Annotated in this window: 11 protein-coding genes; 5 read left to right on the top strand and 6 right to left on the bottom strand. The window is 73.1% G+C overall.

The window, feature by feature from the left end:
- Nucleotides 1–83 precede the first annotated feature (83 nt).
- Complete coding sequence (locus ACZ5NW_RS17540) at nt 84–368, top strand: hypothetical protein (RefSeq protein WP_468744714.1); 285 nt, start codon at nt 84–86, stop codon at nt 366–368.
- Here the strand turns inward: ACZ5NW_RS17540 and ACZ5NW_RS17535 are convergent.
- Nucleotides 346–1,194 carry a rhomboid-like protein gene (locus ACZ5NW_RS17535; protein WP_468744713.1) on the bottom strand — a complete coding sequence of 283 codons (849 nt, stop codon included), beginning with the start codon at nt 1,192–1,194 and terminating at the stop codon, nt 346–348. The genes ACZ5NW_RS17540 and ACZ5NW_RS17535 overlap by 23 nt on opposite strands.
- 209 nt (nt 1,195–1,403) lie before the next feature.
- Here ACZ5NW_RS17535 and ACZ5NW_RS17530 point away from each other — a divergent pair, with 209 nt between their 5' ends.
- From ACZ5NW_RS17530 to ACZ5NW_RS17515, 4 genes are all read left to right on the top strand, one after another.
- Nucleotides 1,404–2,099, top strand: a complete 696-nt coding sequence (locus ACZ5NW_RS17530; RefSeq protein ID WP_468744712.1) for a spermine/spermidine synthase domain-containing protein — start codon at nt 1,404–1,406, stop codon at nt 2,097–2,099.
- Nucleotides 2,100–2,234: 135 nt separating this feature from the next.
- A complete protein-coding gene (locus ACZ5NW_RS17525) occupies nt 2,235–2,975 on the top strand; it encodes a response regulator transcription factor (protein WP_468744711.1) in 741 nt (246 codons plus the stop codon).
- Nucleotides 2,972–4,078, top strand: coding sequence for a sensor histidine kinase (locus ACZ5NW_RS17520; RefSeq protein ID WP_468744710.1), 1,107 nt, complete (start codon nt 2,972–2,974; stop codon nt 4,076–4,078). The genes ACZ5NW_RS17525 and ACZ5NW_RS17520 overlap by 4 nt, the downstream gene beginning before the upstream one ends.
- Before the next feature lie 228 nt (nt 4,079–4,306).
- Complete coding sequence (locus tag ACZ5NW_RS17515) at nt 4,307–8,113, top strand: multifunctional oxoglutarate decarboxylase/oxoglutarate dehydrogenase thiamine pyrophosphate-binding subunit/dihydrolipoyllysine-residue succinyltransferase subunit (RefSeq protein WP_468744709.1); 3,807 nt, start codon at nt 4,307–4,309, stop codon at nt 8,111–8,113.
- A gap of 69 nt (nt 8,114–8,182) precedes the next feature.
- Here ACZ5NW_RS17515 and fxsT read toward each other — a convergent pair whose 3' ends face one another.
- The 5 genes from fxsT to ACZ5NW_RS17490 all read right to left on the bottom strand — a co-directional run bounded on the left by fxsT (nt 8,183) and on the right by ACZ5NW_RS17490 (nt 17,699).
- A complete protein-coding gene (gene fxsT, locus ACZ5NW_RS17510; RefSeq protein ID WP_468744708.1) occupies nt 8,183–11,191 on the bottom strand; it encodes an FxSxx-COOH system tetratricopeptide repeat protein in 3,009 nt (1,002 codons plus the stop codon).
- 150 nt (nt 11,192–11,341) lie between these two features.
- On the bottom strand, nt 11,342–12,709 hold the full coding sequence (locus ACZ5NW_RS17505) for an aKG-HExxH-type peptide beta-hydroxylase (protein WP_468744707.1): 1,368 nt from the start codon (nt 12,707–12,709) through the stop codon (nt 11,342–11,344).
- Complete coding sequence (locus tag ACZ5NW_RS17500) at nt 12,706–13,899, bottom strand: FxsB family cyclophane-forming radical SAM/SPASM peptide maturase (RefSeq protein WP_468744706.1); 1,194 nt, start codon at nt 13,897–13,899, stop codon at nt 12,706–12,708. The genes ACZ5NW_RS17505 and ACZ5NW_RS17500 overlap by 4 nt, the downstream gene beginning before the upstream one ends.
- A gap of 174 nt (nt 13,900–14,073) precedes the next feature.
- Nucleotides 14,074–14,250, bottom strand: coding sequence for an FxSxx-COOH cyclophane-containing RiPP peptide (gene fxsA, locus ACZ5NW_RS17495; protein ID WP_468744705.1), 177 nt, complete (start codon nt 14,248–14,250; stop codon nt 14,074–14,076).
- Between the two features lie 14 nt (nt 14,251–14,264).
- Nucleotides 14,265–17,699 carry an SAV_2336 N-terminal domain-related protein gene (locus ACZ5NW_RS17490; RefSeq protein WP_468744704.1) on the bottom strand — a complete coding sequence of 1,145 codons (3,435 nt, stop codon included), beginning with the start codon at nt 17,697–17,699 and terminating at the stop codon, nt 14,265–14,267.
- Nucleotides 17,700–17,704: the final 5 nt, after the last annotated feature.

The following is a 17,704-nucleotide window of genomic DNA, read 5'->3' as shown; positions in this document are numbered from 1 at the left end:
AGCCGGGGAATGTTCCCATGCATATGTTCGCTCTGAGCGATCAAGACTCGGGGGCGGGGCGATCAAGCGCGTAGGGGGCATGGGTGGACGGCTGGGCCGGGCTGGTGGGTGGATCCCGAGCCGGGGTATCTGATGACGGTCCCCCTGGCCGCGACCGCCGACCCCGCGAGCCGCCCGCCGGTCACCCCCTGCGCACCTGGACCCGCGGCGGCGTCACCCGCGTCCTGGTCGCCGCCCCGGACGGCCCCCTCGCGCGGACGGGGGCGCTGGCCGGCACTCCGGTGGGACGGGCCCTGTACGCGTCGCTGGGCTGGACGGTCGTGGCGCCGCTGACCAGCGCGAAGTTCACGGGCCGCCAGGACGCCTGAGCTTCGCGGTACCGGCCGGACGGTCGACCCTCGCGGCCCCGCTCGGGCGGGAACCGGTGAACCACGCGTTCCTCGCCCCCCGTTCGCCGTCCCAGCGCCGTACGGCCGGCCACAGCGCGACCCCGATCGTCAGGGCGATGACGTGACCCCAGTTCGTCAGCGGGTCGTAGTAGGCGAGGAGGTCCCGGAGCAGGAGGGCGCCGAAGGCGGCCAGCACCGGTCCGCGCAGCCAGGGCCGAAGGAGGCCGGCGAGGGCGCCGACGCTCGCTGCGACGCCGTAGCTGATGCCGTAGTCGAGGCGGTACAGGGAACTGCCGGGCAGGTGTCCGGCCAGGACGGCGAGGCCCACGGGGACCTCGGTGGCGAGGGTGGCCAGCACGTGCCCGAGCAGGAAGACGGCGGCGGTGCGCGCTCCGCCGAGGCGCCGCTCCAGCGCCGTCAGGACGACGAGGAAGCCGAACATGAAGGGGGAGGCGATTCCGCCGGCCACCCACAGCGCGCTGGCGACCAGCACCAGCACGGGTGAGCGGAGCAGATGGGCGACGTCCGTGCTGGAGGCCTCGTACAGCCTCCCCACGAGGTCGGGGTCGGCGTGGGCGGCGACGTAGGACGTGACGGCGAGGACGAGGCCGTAGGAGAGCGTGAAGGGGACGGGGAGGCGGCCGAGGAGGGACGGCTTCGGCGGTGCCGCCGGCGCCGAGGGGGTCCGTACCGGTGCCGGTGGCGCGGCCGCCGGTGTGCGCTGGCGGGGCACGCCGTCCAGCAGGACGGAGACGTCCGGCGGCCTGATGGGGGCCGTCGGATCGACCGCGGGGGTCCGTTCCACGAGGGGGCGCTCCTTCCGTCACGCCCCACCCTTCGTGCCGCACCCGCCCCCTGTCTGTGATCGGCGCCACGTGAACGCCGATTCACAGCAACCTCTCAAGGTTCACCGGCTCTTTACCCCGCTCTTGACCCCGCGCCGCGCCTCGCACCTTCGGATGACGTTCGGAAAATTGAGTCAACGATCCGTCAGACCGGTGCCACGATGGATCGATGCCCCTCTCGTACGACACCTTCGACACCTTCGACACCCCTGTGGTCCTGGACCGTCGCGAGGGCCCGCACGGCGAGGTCGTGCTGCGCCGGCAAGGGGAGTTGCTCCAGATCATCGCGAACGGCTGTTTCCTGATGGACACCTCGGACGGCCGCTCGGAGCGGCGGCTCATGGACGCGGCGCTGGACGCGCTCGACGGACGGCCGCGGCCGCGGGTGTTGATCGGTGGCCTCGGCGTCGGGTTCTCGCTCGCACACGCCGCCGCCGACCCCCGCTGGGGCGGCATCACGGTGGTGGAGCGGGAGGCCGCGGTCATCGACTGGCATCGGGACGGACCGCTGCGCCCGCTGTCCGGGCAGGCGCTGGCCGATCCCCGCGTCTCCCTCGTCCATCACGATCTGATCGCTTATCTCGATGAGACATCGGACACGTTCGACGCCCTGTGCCTCGACATCGACAACGGCCCCGGCTGGACCGTGACCGAGGGCAACGACGGGCTCTACGGTCCCGCCGGACTGGCAAGCTGCGCGCGGGTGTTGGAACCGGGCGGGGTGCTCGCCGTGTGGTCGGCCGAGCCGTCTCCGGAATTCGAGGGAACCTTGGGGAATGCCGGGTTCCAACAGGTGCGTACCGAAGAGATCCCCGTTGCCCGAGGCGTGCCGGACGTCGTGCACCTCGCCGTCCGACCTGGATAGCAATGGCGAGGTGACTCCGGGTACGTTGCTGACCTGACGCCGATCATTCAAGCGTCAATCGCGAGTCCGCGCAGACAGGAGCACGGGCGAGGGATCACCCCACGGATTCCGAAAAGCACACTTCAGGGGCGGGCGATGGAGCAGACACACACCTCGCACAGCGGCACGACGACGGCTTCCCCGGGCGCACAGCGCCGCGTCCTGGTCGTCGAGGACGACCCGACGATCGTCGACGCCATCGCGGCCCGCCTGCGCGCCGAGGGATTCCTCGTGCAAACGGCGGGTGACGGTCCGGCGGCGGTCGACACGGCCGAGGCCTGGCAGCCGGACCTGCTGATCCTCGACATCATGCTGCCGGGCTTCGACGGCCTGGAGGTCTGCCGGCGCGTGCAGGCCCAGCGGCCGGTGCCGGTGCTGATGCTCACCGCGCGCGACGACGAGACCGACATGCTGGTCGGGCTCGGCGTGGGCGCCGACGACTACATGACGAAGCCGTTCTCGATGCGGGAGCTCGCGGCCCGCGTGCACGTGCTGCTGCGCCGCGTCGAGCGGGCCGCGCTGGCCGCCGCGACGCCGCGCTCGGGCATCCTGCGCCTGGGCGAGCTGGAGATCGACCACGCGCAGCGGCGCGTGCGGGTGCGCTCGGAGGACGTGCACCTGACGCCCACCGAGTTCGATCTGCTGGTCTGCCTGGCGAACACCCCGCGCGCGGTGCTCTCGCGCGAGCAGCTGCTGGCGGAGGTGTGGGACTGGGCGGACGCCTCCGGCACCCGGACCGTCGACAGCCACATCAAGGCGCTGCGGCGGAAGATCGGCGCCGAGCGGATCCGCACGGTGCACGGCGTGGGGTACGCGCTGGAGACCCCGACGCCATGACCGGCGGGCCGGACGGACCGAGAAGCCCCGGGGAGCCCTTCGGGGGCGTACGCCCGTTCTCGATCAAGACCAAGCTGGGCGCGCTGGTCGTCTCCTCGGTGCTGATCACCACGGGTCTGTCGATGATCGCGGTGCGCACCAAGACGGAGCTGCGGTTCATCACGGTCTTCTCGATGATCGCCACGCTGCTGATCACGCAGTTCGTGGCGCACTCGCTGACCGCTCCGCTGGACGACATGAACACGGTGGCCCGCTCGATCTCGCAGGGCGACTACACGCGCCGGGTGCGGGAGAGCCGCCGGGACGAGCTGGGCGACCTGGCGCAGACGATCAATGTCATGGCGGACGAGCTGGAGGCGCAGGACCGTCAGCGCAAGGAGCTGGTGGCGAACGTCTCGCACGAGCTGCGCACCCCGATCGCGGGTCTGAGAGCCGTCCTGGAGAACGTGGTCGACGGCATCGCCGAGGCCGACCCGGAGACGATGCGGACGGCGCTGAAGCAGACCGAGCGCCTGGGCCGCCTGGTGGAGACGCTGCTCGACCTGTCCCGGCTGGACAACGGCGTCGTGCCGCTGCGCAAGCGGCGTTTCGAGGTGTGGCCGTATCTGTCGGGCGTGCTGAAGGAGGCCAACATGGTCGCCTCCGCGCGCGCGGGCATGGCGTCCGGCTCCGGCAGCCACACCCGGACGGACGTCCATCTGCATCTGGACGTGTCGCCGCCGGAGCTGACCGCGCACGCGGATCCGGAGCGCATCCACCAGGTCGTCGCCAATCTCATCGACAACGCGGTCAAGCACAGCCCGCCGCACGGCCGGGTGACGGTGAAGGCGCGGCGCGGCACGCTGCCGGAGTCGCTGGAGCTGGAGGTCCTGGACGAGGGGCCCGGCATTCCGCGCTCGGAGTGGCATCGCGTCTTCGAGCGCTTCAACCGGGGCGCGGTCCGCCGGCCGCACGGCCCGGGCAGCGACGGCGGTACGGGTCTGGGGCTGGCGATCGCGCGCTGGGCGGTGGATCTGCACGGCGGCCGGATCGGGGTGGCCGAATCCGAGCGGGGTTGCCGGATTCTTGTCACACTTCCGGGAGAGCCGTCCGCGGCGAGTTGACGTACAGTTCGATCAAGGTCCGCACTCATAGGGTGCCGGACCTGCACTGTCGTACGCGTTTCACAGTGGAACCACGCTTGTTTCCCGCCATTTCCGGCACCGAAACACGCTGTCCAATGTGACTTACACGACGATGGGGCGGCCCAGCCTGACCTTCCTGGTCTGGGAGGCGTAGCCTTTATTCCCGCTGTCCATCACCTTGTGAAGCGGAAGAGGGCGGTTGCCGCCGTGTCGCCACAGTCCCCCAGTAACGCATCGAGCGCTCCTGCTGCCGAAGCGGACCAAGCGGGCAAGAACCCCGCTGCCGCCTTCGGTCCCAACGAGTGGCTCGTCGACGAGATCTATCAGCAGTACCTCCAGGACCCGAATTCGGTAGACCGAGCCTGGTGGGACTTCTTCGCCGACTACAAGCCGGGAGCGGCCGCCGCTCCGGCTGCGGCGGGTACTGCGGCCGCGGGGGCCGCAGGGACCACCACCACCCCGGCCCCGGCGGCGCCCGCCGCCCCGGCCGCCGCCCCGGCTCCCGTGCAGGCCGCCCCCGCGGCCGCCGCGCCGGCTCCGGCCGCCCCGAAGCCCGCGGCCGCCGCCCCGGCTCCCGCGAAGGCCGCTCCGGCCGCGCCCGCCGCCAAGCCCGCGGCCGCCCCGGCGGCTCCGGCCGCCCCGGCCGAGGGCCCGGAGCTGATCACGCTGCGCGGCCCGGCCGCCGCGGTCGCGAAGAACATGAACGCCTCGCTGGAGCTGCCGACGGCCACCTCGGTCCGCGCGGTCCCGGTGAAGCTGCTGTTCGACAACCGCATCGTCATCAACAACCACCTGAAGCGCGCCCGGGGCGGGAAGATCTCCTTCACGCACCTGATCGGCTTCGCGATGGTGCAGGCCATCAAGGCCATGCCGTCGATGAACTGGTCGTTCGGCGAGAAGGACGGCAAGCCGACCCTGGTCAAGCCGCCGCACGTCAACCTCGGTCTCGCCATCGACCTGGTCAAGCCCAACGGCGACCGCCAGCTGGTCGTCGCGGCGATCAAGAAGGCCGAGACGCTGAACTTCTTCGAGTTCTGGCAGGCCTACGAGGACATCGTCCGCCGCGCCCGCGACGGCAAGCTGACGATGGACGACTTCACCGGTGTCACGGTCTCCCTGACCAACCCCGGCGGCCTCGGCACCGTCCACTCCGTGCCGCGTCTGATGCCCGGCCAGTCGGTGATCATGGGCGTCGGCTCCATGGACTACCCGGCGGAGTTCCAGGGCACCTCCCAGGACACCCTGAACAAGCTCGGCATCTCGAAGGTCATGACGCTCACGTCGACCTACGACCACCGGGTCATCCAGGGCGCCGCCTCCGGCGAGTTCCTGCGCCAGGTCGCCAACCTGCTGCTCGGCGAGAACGGCTTCTACGACGACATCTTCGAGGCGCTGCGGATCCCCTACGAGCCGGTCCGCTGGCTCAAGGACATCGACGCGTCGCACGACGACGACGTCACCAAGGCCGCCCGCGTCTTCGAGCTGATCCACTCCTACCGGGTCCGCGGCCACGTCATGGCCGACACCGACCCGCTGGAGTACCGCCAGCGCAAGCACCCCGACCTGGACATCGTCGAGCACGGCCTCACCCTGTGGGACCTGGAGCGCGAGTTCGCCGTCGGCGGCTTCGCCGGCAAGTCGATGATGAAGCTGCGCGACATCCTCGGCGTGCTGCGCGACTCGTACTGCCGCACCACCGGCATCGAGTTCATGCACATCCAGGACCCCAAGCAGCGCAAGTGGATCCAGGACCGGGTCGAGCGCCAGCACTCCAAGCCGGAGCGCGAGGAGCAGCTGCGCATCCTGCGCCGGCTGAACGCCGCCGAGGCGTTCGAGACGTTCCTGCAGACCAAGTACGTCGGCCAGAAGCGCTTCTCCCTGGAGGGCGGCGAGTCGGTCATCCCGCTGCTGGACGCGGTCCTGGACAGCGCGGCGGAGTCCCGTCTCGACGAGGTCGTCATCGGCATGGCCCACCGCGGCCGGCTGAACGTGCTCGCCAACATCGTCGGCAAGTCGTACGCGCAGATCTTCCGCGAGTTCGAGGGCAACCTCGACCCGAAGTCGATGCACGGCTCCGGCGACGTGAAGTACCACCTGGGCGCCGAGGGCACCTTCACGGGCCTGGACGGCGAGCAGATCAAGGTCTCCCTGGTCGCGAACCCCTCGCACCTGGAGGCGGTGGACCCGGTCCTGGAGGGCGTCTCGCGCGCCAAGCAGGACATCATCGGCAAGGGCGGCACGGACTTCACGGTCCTGCCGGTGGCGATCCACGGCGACGCGGCCTTCGCGGGCCAGGGCGTGGTGGCCGAGACCCTGAACATGTCGCAGCTGCGCGGCTACCGCACCGGCGGCACGGTCCACATCGTCATCAACAACCAGGTCGGCTTCACCGCGGCCCCCGAGTCCTCGCGTTCCTCCATGTACGCGACGGACGTGGCCCGCATGATCGAGGCCCCGATCTTCCACGTGAACGGCGACGACCCCGAGGCCGTCGTGCGCGTCGCGCGGCTCGCCTTCGAGTTCCGCCAGGCGTTCAACAAGGACGTGGTGATCGACCTCATCTGCTACCGCCGCCGCGGTCACAACGAGTCGGACAACCCGGCCTTCACCCAGCCGCTGATGTACGACCTGATCGACAAGAAGCGCTCGGTGCGCAAGCTGTACACCGAGTCCCTCATCGGTCGCGGCGACATCACCCTGGAAGAGGCCGAGCAGGCGCTCCAGGACTACCAGGGTCAGCTGGAGAAGGTCTTCACCGAGGTCCGTGAGGCCACCTCGCAGCCGGCGGGCGGAAACGCCCACGAGCCGCAGGACGGCTTCCCGGTCGCGGTCCCGACCGCGGTCTCCACCGAGGTCGTCAAGCGGATCGCCGAGTCGCAGGTCAACATCCCCGACCACATCACCGTCCACCCGCGTCTGCTGCCGCAGCTGCAGCGCCGGGCGGCGATGGTCGAGGACGGCACCATCGACTGGGGCATGGGCGAGACCCTCGCGATCGGCTCCCTCCTGCTGGAGGGCGTGCCCGTCCGGCTGGCCGGCCAGGACTCCCAGCGCGGTACGTTCGGCCAGCGCCACGCGGTCATCATCGACCGTGAGACCGGCCAGGACTTCACGCCGCTGCTGTACCTCTCCGAGGACCAGGCCCGGCTGAACGTCTACAACTCCCTGCTGTCCGAGTACGCGGCGATGGGCTTCGAGTACGGCTACTCGCTCGCCCGTCCCGACGCGCTCGTGATGTGGGAGGCCCAGTTCGGCGACTTCGTCAACGGCGCCCAGACGGTCGTGGACGAGTTCATCTCGTCGGCCGAGCAGAAGTGGGCCCAGACGTCCGGCGTCGTCCTGCTGCTGCCGCACGGCTACGAGGGCCAGGGCCCGGACCACTCGTCCGCCCGCCCGGAGCGCTTCCTGCAGCTGTGCGCGCAGAACAACATGACGGTCGCCATGCCGACGCTCCCGTCGAACTACTTCCACCTCCTGCGGTGGCAGGTGCACAACCCGCACCACAAGCCGCTGGTCGTCTTCACCCCGAAGTCGATGCTGCGTCTGAAGGCCGCCGCGTCGAAGGCGGAGGAGTTCACCACGGGCGGCTTCCGTCCGGTCATCGGCGACGCGTCGGTGGACCCGGCCGCGGTGCGCAAGGTCGTCTTCTGCGCGGGCAAGGTCTACTACGACCTGGAGGCCGAGCGGCAGAAGCGCGGTGTCACGGACACGGCCATCATCCGTCTGGAGCGCCTGTACCCGCTGCCGGGTGCCGAGCTCCAGGCCGAGATCGCCAAGTACCCGAACGCCGAGAAGTACCTGTGGGCCCAGGAGGAGCCGGCCAACCAGGGCGCCTGGCCGTTCATCGCCCTGAACCTGATCGACCACCTGGACCTGGCGGTCGGCGCCGACGTCCCGGCCGGGGAGCGCCTGCGGCGCATCTCCCGTCCGCACGGGTCGTCCCCGGCGGTGGGTTCGGCCAAGCGTCACCAGGCGGAGCAGGAGCAGCTGGTGCGTGAGGTGTTCGAGGCGTAGTCCTCGTCCGGCACGGAAGGGCCCGGCCCCGGAGATCTCCGGGGCCGGGCCCTTCCGTCTGTCCGTCGGTCAGGTCGCCTGCGGTTCGAAGTCCCAGTACGGGCGGTTGCGCGAGCGCGCCGAGATGGTGTGGACGTGCTGCTTGCCCAGGGTCGCCTCCAGGTCGGACAGGGCCTCCTGCTCGACCTTCTCGGCCTGTTGGCGGTCCCTCAGGCCCCGCAGGTCGGCCGCGTGGGCCACCCGGGCGGACAGGGTGAGGGGGTGGAGGCGGCCGAGGCTCTCGGTGGCGCGGGTGACGGTGTCCCGGCTGAGGGCGGCCGCGCTCTCCGTGTCGCCGACCAGGTTGCGCAGGGCGGAGGCGTTGATGGCGCAGCCCAGCGTGTAGGGGTGGTTCTCGCCGACCGCGGCGGTCATGTCGGCCAGCGCCTGCTCGACGAGGACGTGCGCGTGGTCGCGTTCGCCGACGCTGCGCAGGACGAGGGCGTGGTTGGCGCGGGCGCCGGCGATGAACGGGTGCCCCTCGGTGAGGAGTTGCTCGTAGCGGGCGAGGACGGACTCACTGGACTCGCGGGCCTGGTCGATGTCGCCGTGCTCGCGGGCGAAGCAGCTATGGCTGACGGCGGCGGCCAGGGTCTCCGGGTGCCGGTCGCCGACCTTGCGCTCGTAGCGTTCCAGGACGCGCGTCAGCAGGGCGCCGGCGGCGGCCCGGTCGCCGCTGCGCAGCCGGCACAGGGCGAGGTTGTGCTCGGCGCGCAGGGTGCCGGGGTTGTCGGGACCCATCACGATGCGGTGCTCGCGCACGTTCTTCACCTGCACGGACTCGGCGTCGGTGTAGCGGCCGAGCAGCCGCAGGTCCATGGCGTAGGACACCTCCGAGAACAGCGCCCAGGGGTGGCGTGCCTTCAGCAGGCGGCGGCGCAGGTCCAGGGTGGTCTCGTCGATGGTCAGGGCCTCCTCGTAGCGGCCGAGGAGGCGGTGCGAGAAGCCCAGGTTGTTGAGGGCGTTGAGGGTGCGGGAGTCCTCTTCGCCGAGGAGGTCGCGGTAGGTGGGGTAGAGCCACTGGTAGAGCTCCAGGGCCTCGTCGTAGCGGGCCAGTCCCCACAGGTCGGCGCCGAGGCCGTTGGCCGCCCGGAGGTGGTCGAGGTCCCGCTCGCCGCGTTCCGCGCGCAGGCGTTCGACGGCTTCCCGCTCGATGGCCTCGGTGCGTACGTAGTCGCCGGAGGAGCGCAGCAGGTTGGCGTAGTGGTAGATCAGGTCCCAGATCCTGGGGTGGAACTCGCCGAGCCGCTCCCGCCAGGCCGCGAGGGCGCGTTCTCCGAGCTTGACGCCGGAGGTGTACTCGCCGGCGAACCACATGTAGCGCAGGCAGTTGAGGACGAGTTTCTGCACCTGGCGGTCGTCGCTGTTCAGTACGTCGGCGTACTTCAGGTGCGGGACGATCTCGGCGTAGGCGTCCCACAGCCGGGTGTCGGTGGCGCGGCCGGGGTCGGCGGCGGCGAGGGCGCGCCGGACGACGTCGATGAACTCCCGCCGGTCGGTCTCCGGCATGTCCTTGCGGACGATCTGGTGGACCATGCGGTGCAGATAGAGCGACTCGCCGGTGGACGCGCCGGGTTCGGCGGCCGTCTCGTGCGACTCCAGGCGCACCACGGAGTACTGGCGCAGCTGGTTGATCGCCCGGTTCCACAGCAGGGGGTCGTCGAGCAGTCCCGTGAGCTGTTCGGGCAGGTCGTCGTGGGGCATCTCCTTCAGCAGCCGTACGGGGATGAAGCCGGGCGCGAAGAAGGTGCACAGGCGCAGCAGGTCGACGGACTCCGGGACGGTCTCGCGGAGCTTGTTCAGCAGTATCGACCAGGCGGTCTGGAAGGCCACGGGGAAGTCGGCGGAGACCTTGACGACGTCCTGGTCGACGCCGTCCTCCAGCAGGGCGATGTAGTCGTCGACGGACAGGTCGGAGTCGTTGAGCCAGCCGGCCGTCTGGTCCAGCAGCAGCGGCAGGTCCTCCAGGGCCTCGGCGAGCTGGTCGGCGTCGCTGTCCGACAGGCGGGGCGCGCGGCGCCGGATGAAGGCGACGGACTCGTCGCGCTGGTAGACGGGCACCTGGATCAGCCGGCTGTTGTGCTCGCCCCACTGCGGGTTGCGGGAGGTGATGACGACATGGCCGGGGCCGGTGGGCACGAGGTCCCAGATCTGGTCGGGGTCGTCGGCGCCGTCGAGGATGAGCAGCCAGCGGGAGTACGGCTCGCCCCGGCGCAGCGCGTCCCGGACGGCGCGCAGCCGCTCGCCGTACTCCGCGCCCGTGGTCAGGCCCAGTTTCGGGGCGAGTTCGGCGAGCAGGCGGCGGTAGGACACCCGCTTCTCGGCGTTGATCCACCACACCACGTCGTACTCGGAGCTGAACCGGTAGACGTACTCGGCGGCGAGCTGGGTCTTGCCCACGCCGGACATGCCGTACAGGGTGAGGACGCCGGCGCCGGACTCGCTGCCCTGGAGCAGGTGGTAGGCGTCGTTGAGGAGGGGATCGCGGCCGGTGAAGCGGGTGTTGCGGCGCGGCACTCCGCCCCAGACCTCGGGCATGGCCAGCGGGAAGCGGGGTCCGCGGCGGCCGTCGGCGGGCTCGGGCAGGGGTTCCTGCGGGAGGTCGAGCCGGTCGACGAGGCGTCGTTCGGCCTCGTCGGGGCCGGTGTTGACGAGGTCGACGGGCGCGAGGACGGCGGTCGCGGTCGGCACGGACGCGGTGGTCACGGAGACGGCGGCGAAGCGGGACGGGTCGGGGGCGACGACCTCGCGCAGCGCGGCGTTCCACTCCTCGAAGGTGCGCGGGCCGAGCTTGAAGTACCACTCGCTGATGAGGATCAGGATGCGGCCGTCGGCGAGGCTCAGGTCGCGCAGCAGGTCGGTCAGCGGGACCTCGGCGGGCGCGTCCCAGCGCAGGTAGACCACGCGCAGGCCGCGCCGCTCCAGACGGTCCCCGATCCAGGCCGCCCAGGCCCGGTTGAACCCGGCGAAGCTGATGGTGACGGTCTGCCTCGCGGCCCCCCTTTCGGGTGAGCCGACCGGCCTACGAGTTCCAGACATGCGGCGGCCTCCCGGACGCGATTTTAAAAGCTGGACACGGCTGCGGGAAGGCGCGCAGAGGCGCCCGTGCCGTCGCTCGTGGTCCGCATCTTTCCCGCAAGGGCAACGATCTCCACCTTCCAACGCAACGTTCTGGCCCGGTCGTGCCGCTCAGTCGCCCAGGTGGCGCACGTCCGGCGGCCGGCGCTGGGCCCACAGGCGCCGGGCGGCGCGTACGTACTCGCGGGCGCGGACCGCGTGCGCCCGGGGGGCCGGCTGTCCGGCCATCCGCTCGTGGGCGCCGACGAGGGCCTCGATGAACTGGCGTCCGTGCGCGGTGAGATCGCCCGATCCGACCAGGGCGGGCAGGGCGGCGCCCACCTGCTCGTGGTAGCGGGCGAAGAGCGCCCAGGCGGACTCGCGCCGCGCGGGGCCGCTCTCGTCCAGCGCGCGCCGCTGGAAGTAGTCGGCGAGCGCCAGATGCGAGTACGCGCCCTGCAACAGGCCGTCGTACGGGCGGGGATCAGACCGCCAGGGCGCGAAGTGCCGTGCTGTCGCGTCCGCTTGATGGAGCGTCACCATCTCACTCAACACAATGAGCTTGGCGTGCTGCAACTCGTGGACGAGCGTGGCGGCGAAGTCGGTCGCGGTGGGCGGGGTGCTGCTGAGGACCGCTCCGAACGCCTCCCGGCGGGTGGCGCTGCAGGTGCCCTGGATCCGGCCGTCCGCCGCGTCCCCCTGCGGCACGGCGAGCGGCACGAGGCAGCGCAGCAGGGCGGTCGCCTCGGTGAGGCGCTGCTCGCCGCCCCGCCGCAGCGCGGTCGCGGTGCCGGACCAGGCGTGCAGCCAGCGTTTGCGTTCGGCGTCGTCGAGGGTGACGGGGCCGCTGAGTCCGTAGTAGTGCGATCCGTCCGGCTCGGTGCGGTAGGGGTCGAGGTCGTCGAGGGGCGTCGGCGGGGCGTCGGGCACGAGCCCCGGGAGGGCGTACGCGGCAGTCCACGCGCGCGAGCCGGACCAGGCGCCGTGGCCGTCCTCCAGGTGGACGTGGAGGTCGGCCTCGCCGGGCTGCCTGAGGGTGAGGCGGCCTCGGCGGTGGGTGAGGTCGACGCGCGTGGACCTGGTGGTCAGGACGCCCAGGGAGGGGAGGACGAGTCTTCCGTCGTACGGGGTGAGGCGCAGGGAGAAGGAGAGGCCCGCGCGGGAGGCGGTCACCGCCGCCACCGCACTGAAGTGGGCCAGATCCGGGGCGGGTTCGACGCCGCGCGTCTGGAGGTTCCGCAGGACGCGGGCCGCCCAGGGGCCCAGCAGCGGATGCAGGAGGCGCGCCCGGACCGGAGCCGCCGTGCCGACCGCCTCCGCCTCCTCCAGCAGCGCCCAGTCCTCCCGCAGGCGGGGCGACTCCGTCGCGTCCAGGATCGCGCGCAGCGTCAGCAGGCGGCGGGTGTCCTGGTCCCGGGTGAGACGGGCCAGGGTGTCCGGTGAGCCCTCGGTGCGGCCGAGTTCGGTGAGGGCGTGGTCGGGGAGGGGCGGGAGTGTCACGGGGTGCCTCCTTCGGCCGAGGAGGACGCCGGTACGCCCGTCGCGTCCTCGGTGAGCCGTCCCGCCACGTGCCGGATGAACCGCTGGAGGTCGGCGCAGTACACGGAGGGGTGGGCGAAGCCGTGCCCGGCCCGGTAGCGGTGGGCGTAGTGGCCGCCGCCGCACACGTGCAGCAGCGGGCAGGTCCGGCACACGGCGGCCAGCCCGTCCACGCCCGCCTGTCGCGCCGCCACCGCGGGATGGCGCAGCGCCTCGTCGAAGGGGTGCCGGAAGACGTCGAGGCCGGTCTCGGCCGCGCCCTCGTAGCAGGATTTCAGCGCGTCGACCTGCTCGATGCTCCCGTCGGTCTCCACGACGACCGCGTCGAAGGCCGCGAGGCCCAGCTGTTCGGTGGCGGCGGGCAGGCCCAGGAGCAGGGCCACGCACTCCTCGAAGAGGCGGACGCGGGTCTCCCGCCGGCCGGCCCGCCACCAGCGGTCGAAGACGTCGCACAGCCACCGGCCATGAGCCTCGTCGCCGTGGTGGGGCGGCGGCGCCGACCAGTTGCCGTGCGGCAGGAGGAGGTCCAGCGCGGGCGGGCGCAGGGCGAGCAGCGACTCGTACGTCTCGACGGGGTCCAGCGTCGGGTCCACGACGGTGAGGATCCCGGCGTAGGTCTCCGGGAAGCGGTCGGCGACCAGCCGCGCTCCGCGTGCCGCGGCGGGCCAGGACGGCCGTCCGGAGTGGTCGACGCGGCGCGCGTTGTGACCGGGCAGTCCGCCGTCGAGGCTGACGCCGACGCGGATGCCGGCCCCGGCGAGGACGGTCAGGCGCCGCTCGGTGAGGAGGGTCGCGTTCGTCTGCACGACCGGGTGGACGGTGGTGCCGGCGGGGACGCGGTCGCGGACCAGACCGGTGAAGCGGGCGAGGGTGCCGGCCCCGGCGAGCAGGGGTTCGCCGCCGTGCAGGACCAGGGAGACGGCGGTCAGGCCGTGGGCGCGGGCGTGCTCGGCGATGCGGGTCGCCGTGCGGTCCAGTACGGCGGGGGGCGCGGCGGCGGGGCGGGTGCGCCAGGTGCGGTCGGGGCCGGCGTAGAGGTAGCAGTAGCGGCAGGCGAGGTTGCAGCGGCCGTGCAGCTTCACGATGAACTGGCGGAAGGGGTGGGGCGCGCGGGTGCGGGTGCGGGCGCGGGGATCAACGTCGTACGACACTCGTCACCCCCATGCCCTTGGCCGTACGGGCCGCATTCCCGGGCGGGACAGCGGCAAACTCCGGTGGTTCGCCCCGGGCCGGCAAGTCACGCACCACCGGCCGGAACTGGCTTGTGTCCGACCGGATTTGATCCCTCGCCGCACCACGTCGAGGCGCCCGGCGCGCCCCGACGATCAGAGGGAACTCTGGAACCCCCAGAGCATCTCCCCCGGCCGCGCGGCCCGCTCCCGGAGGTCCGCCAGGACCTCGCTCAGCACCGGATGCTCGGCGGTCCTCAACTCGGCCAGATCCATTCCCAGTACGTCCGGCAGCGGCTCCTGCGACACCGCCTCCGTGGGCTCCGTGCTCATGTCCTCCCCCTCCGTCACTCCAGCTCGGCGAGCCTGCGCGCGGTGTCCCCGGCCGTCGGCCCGGAGCCGGCGACGGTGTCCTCCGGCAGCCGCTGCCACTCGGCGCGGGCCGCGCGGTAGGCCTCGCGGGCGGCCCGCGGGCGTGCGGCCGCCTCATAGGTCCTACCCCGCCAGTGGTGTGCCTGAGCGCACAACTCCACCGCTTCCTGCCGGCGCCGCTCGGTCCCGGCCTCCGCCTCGGCGGCCCGGGCGGCCTCCGTCGCCTCCCGGAAGACGTCCGCGGCCGTGTCGAGCCGGGCCGGCCGCCCGAGCCCCCGGTAGGCCTCGAACTGGGCCCGGCCGAGCGCCAGCAGACAGCGGGCCTCCAGCAGCGCGTCCGCCGCCTCGGCCGCCGCGAGGCCGAACAGGTGCTCCGCCTCGCGCAGATCCACCGGGTCGCCCCGGGTGCCGTAGCGGGCCATCAGGGCGCGGCCCAGCAGCAGCAGACGGTGGGCGAGCCGGGCGTCCCCGGACGGCGTCTCCGTACGGCACTCGCGCAGCACGCGGATCGCCCCGGACAGCGCCCCGAGCGCCCGGGAGCCGCCCTCCAGGTCCGCCAGCCGCAGCAGCGCCTCGCCCCACTCGGCGAGGACGTCCGCGTGCGTGGGCGCGTCGCGGGGCATGCCCCGGGCGGCCTCCTCGAACCGGTCGGCGGCGGCGCGCAGTTCCCGCACGTCGCCCGCATCCGCGTGCCGGGCCACGCCGATACGGCCGGAGCGCACCAACAGGGCGGAGCGCAGGGGCCGTTCCGGGGTGAGCCCGAGCGCCTCGTCGACCCGGTCCTGCGCCTCGTCCAGCGAGCCGCCCGACGCCAGCAGCGCGTCGACGAGGTCGAGCCGTATCCGTACCCCGTCGCGCCGCTCCCGCGTCGGGGCCTCGGTGTCCAACGCGTCCCGCAGCGAGCGCGCCGCCTGCTCGGCGTGCCCGCGCGCCTGCTCGGGATCGACGGTGGCGTCCGCGAGGCGCAGCAGCACCCGGCCGTGCGCGAGGGGCAGTTCGGGCGGGCGCCGGGTGCGGTCCGGCCAGGCGTCGGCGAACGCCTCCAGCATGCCGACCGCGCCCTGCAGCAGCGCGCTGTCGCCGCCGAGCCGCCACTGCGCCTCCAGGGCGGCCACGCGTTCCAGGGTGAGGCCGAGCGCCTCGTCCTCCGCCAGGTCGGGGGCCGCGCAGGCCACGGCGTACTCGCGGTCGGCGCGGCTGAGCAGGCCCAGCGCGCCGTGCGGGTCGCCGCGCCGTCTGCGGTCGACGGCGGCCGCGTGCAGCACCCGCGCCAGGACGGCCCGTTCCCGCAGGGCGTGCGGATGGGCGACGGCCCGCTCGGCGGCCCGCTCCGCCTCCCGCAGCAGCTCCGGGCCGCCCTGCACCTCCCACAGCCGCAGCGCGCTGAGCGCGTACTGCGCCCAGGTCTCGGGGTCCGCGGCGGCGCCGCGCTCGTGCTCGGTGGCGCCGCGCAGCAGCTGCACGGCGTCGATCAGGTCCTGCACCATGCCCTCCTCGTCGAACCGCGCGACCAGCGAGCGGGCCCGCACGACGGCCTGATGGGTCGGGCGCTCCTCGGACAGCCCGGGCGTGGCGCGCACGGCGTGGACCGCGAGCGGCTCGGGCAGCGGCATGAACCGCTCCAGGACGCGCGCGGCGACCTCCGCGAAGGGCTGCGGCACGAGGGTCGCGTCGCCGTTGTCGCGGGCGCGGCCGCCGGGCGCGTACGGCCGTCCCGAGCCGCCGTTGCCGAGCTGGGCGAGGGCGAGGGCGGGAAAGTTGGGGCCGCCCTTGCCGTACCGCTGCTCGATGTACTCGGAACAGTGCTTGAGGACCAGCACCGCCTCGTCGCGGCCGAGCGTGGACAGCAGCGCCTCCTGTACGTCGGGCCGCATCTCGTACCACTGGACGCCGTCGTCGCCGTGCTCCTCGGCGGACCGTGCGACCAGGCCGCTGAGCAGCACCTCGGCCAGCTCCGACGGGCCGGAGCCGGGCAGCATGGTGCGCTGCACGAGCTGCATCACCGGCAGGCACAGCGGGGCCGCCGCGAGATAGACCGCGAGCCGGCCCGCGGCCGGGGAGGCCGTGGCGCGGAACCGGCCGACGCGCTCCACCCAGGAGCGCGGCCGGGCGGAGCCCGTGGCGGGGGCGGGCGGCTGATCGGCGCGCACCCAGCCCACGGCACCGGCGACCGGCGCCGACCCGGCCCCCGACAGCAGCCGCGCCCACACGCCGAGCGCCACCGGGTCGGGCGGCAGCACGGGCAGCGGCAGCCCCGGGGAACGGCCGCCGCCGGGCGGCCGTCCGGGCGCCCCGGACGGGGTGCGCACCCGCAGCACGGCGGCCCCGCCCAGCGTCTCGCCGCGCGTCAGCTCGCCGTACGTCACCGGCAGCCGGGTCCGGCTCCACAGGCGCTGCGGAAGCGGCTGGAGCACGGCGGCGGGGGCCTGCCGGGCCAGGTGGTGCAGCAGGCGGTGGGCCCGGCCGCTGCGCCACAGCGGGCCCGCGCAGTCGCTCACCAGGAGTGTGATCCGGCGTCCGGTGGGGTCGCTGAGCCGGTCGGCGCCGTGCAGCGGGGCGGCGTGGGCGTCGGCGCTGCGGCTGACGACGGGTTCGCCGTCCGGTCCCTCGTGCAGATGGCTGACCTGGACGTCACCGAAGGCGCCCAACTGGGCGAAGACCTGCTCCAGTTCGGCGAAGAGCCGGTCCCACACGCGCATCGACGGCGAGGCGTCGAGGACCAGTTGCAGCCGCGTGTCGCCCCGGGTCACCGCGCGATGCACCGGCATGACCAAGCCACCCGCGCGGGCGCTGAGTTCGGCGGTGGCGATCTCGTCCAGCTCGGTCCGCAGGGGCGGGGCGGCGCTGCGGTAGCCCTGCAACGGGCGTAAAGCGCGCTGGAGTTCGAGCGGGGAGGGCAGCACGGAGGCGGCCGGCACTCCGACGGGCAGCGCCGCCCCGCGCCCCGCCCCACCCGTGCGGCCGCCCCGCGTCGGCGGGTAGAGCGCCACCCGCCCCTCGGCCTCGGTGTCGTACGACGGCGGCGCGGGCGCTCCGGTCCGGGAGGCGTCCGGGGGCGCCGGGGTCGGGGCGCGGTCGGTGCGGGCCTGGTCCGAACCGCGGGACCCCTCCGCTCCCCCGCCGTCGGGCGCCGCCCCGCCGTCATCCGCCCCACCGCCGACGGGCCGCACCCACTGAGCCAGCCAGAGGGCGTCACTGACCCCCTCGACATCGGGATCGAGCCCACCCTGCCGCAGCCGCGCGACGAGGGCGGCGATGGGGTCACCGGAGGAGACCTGCCGGCCGGGGTCCGGCGGCCCGGTCGGTGTCCGGGTGGGGGCTGGGCCGCGGCCGGGGGCCGTGGGGTCGCCCGGCGCCGGGGCGGGCCGGCCGGGGTGCGCCGGCTCGGGGCCTGGGGATGCGGCTGGCATCAGCG

This window comes from Streptomyces sp. NPDC032126 (genome assembly GCF_055580085.1).
This window is presented reverse-complemented; position numbering and strand designations above follow the sequence as displayed.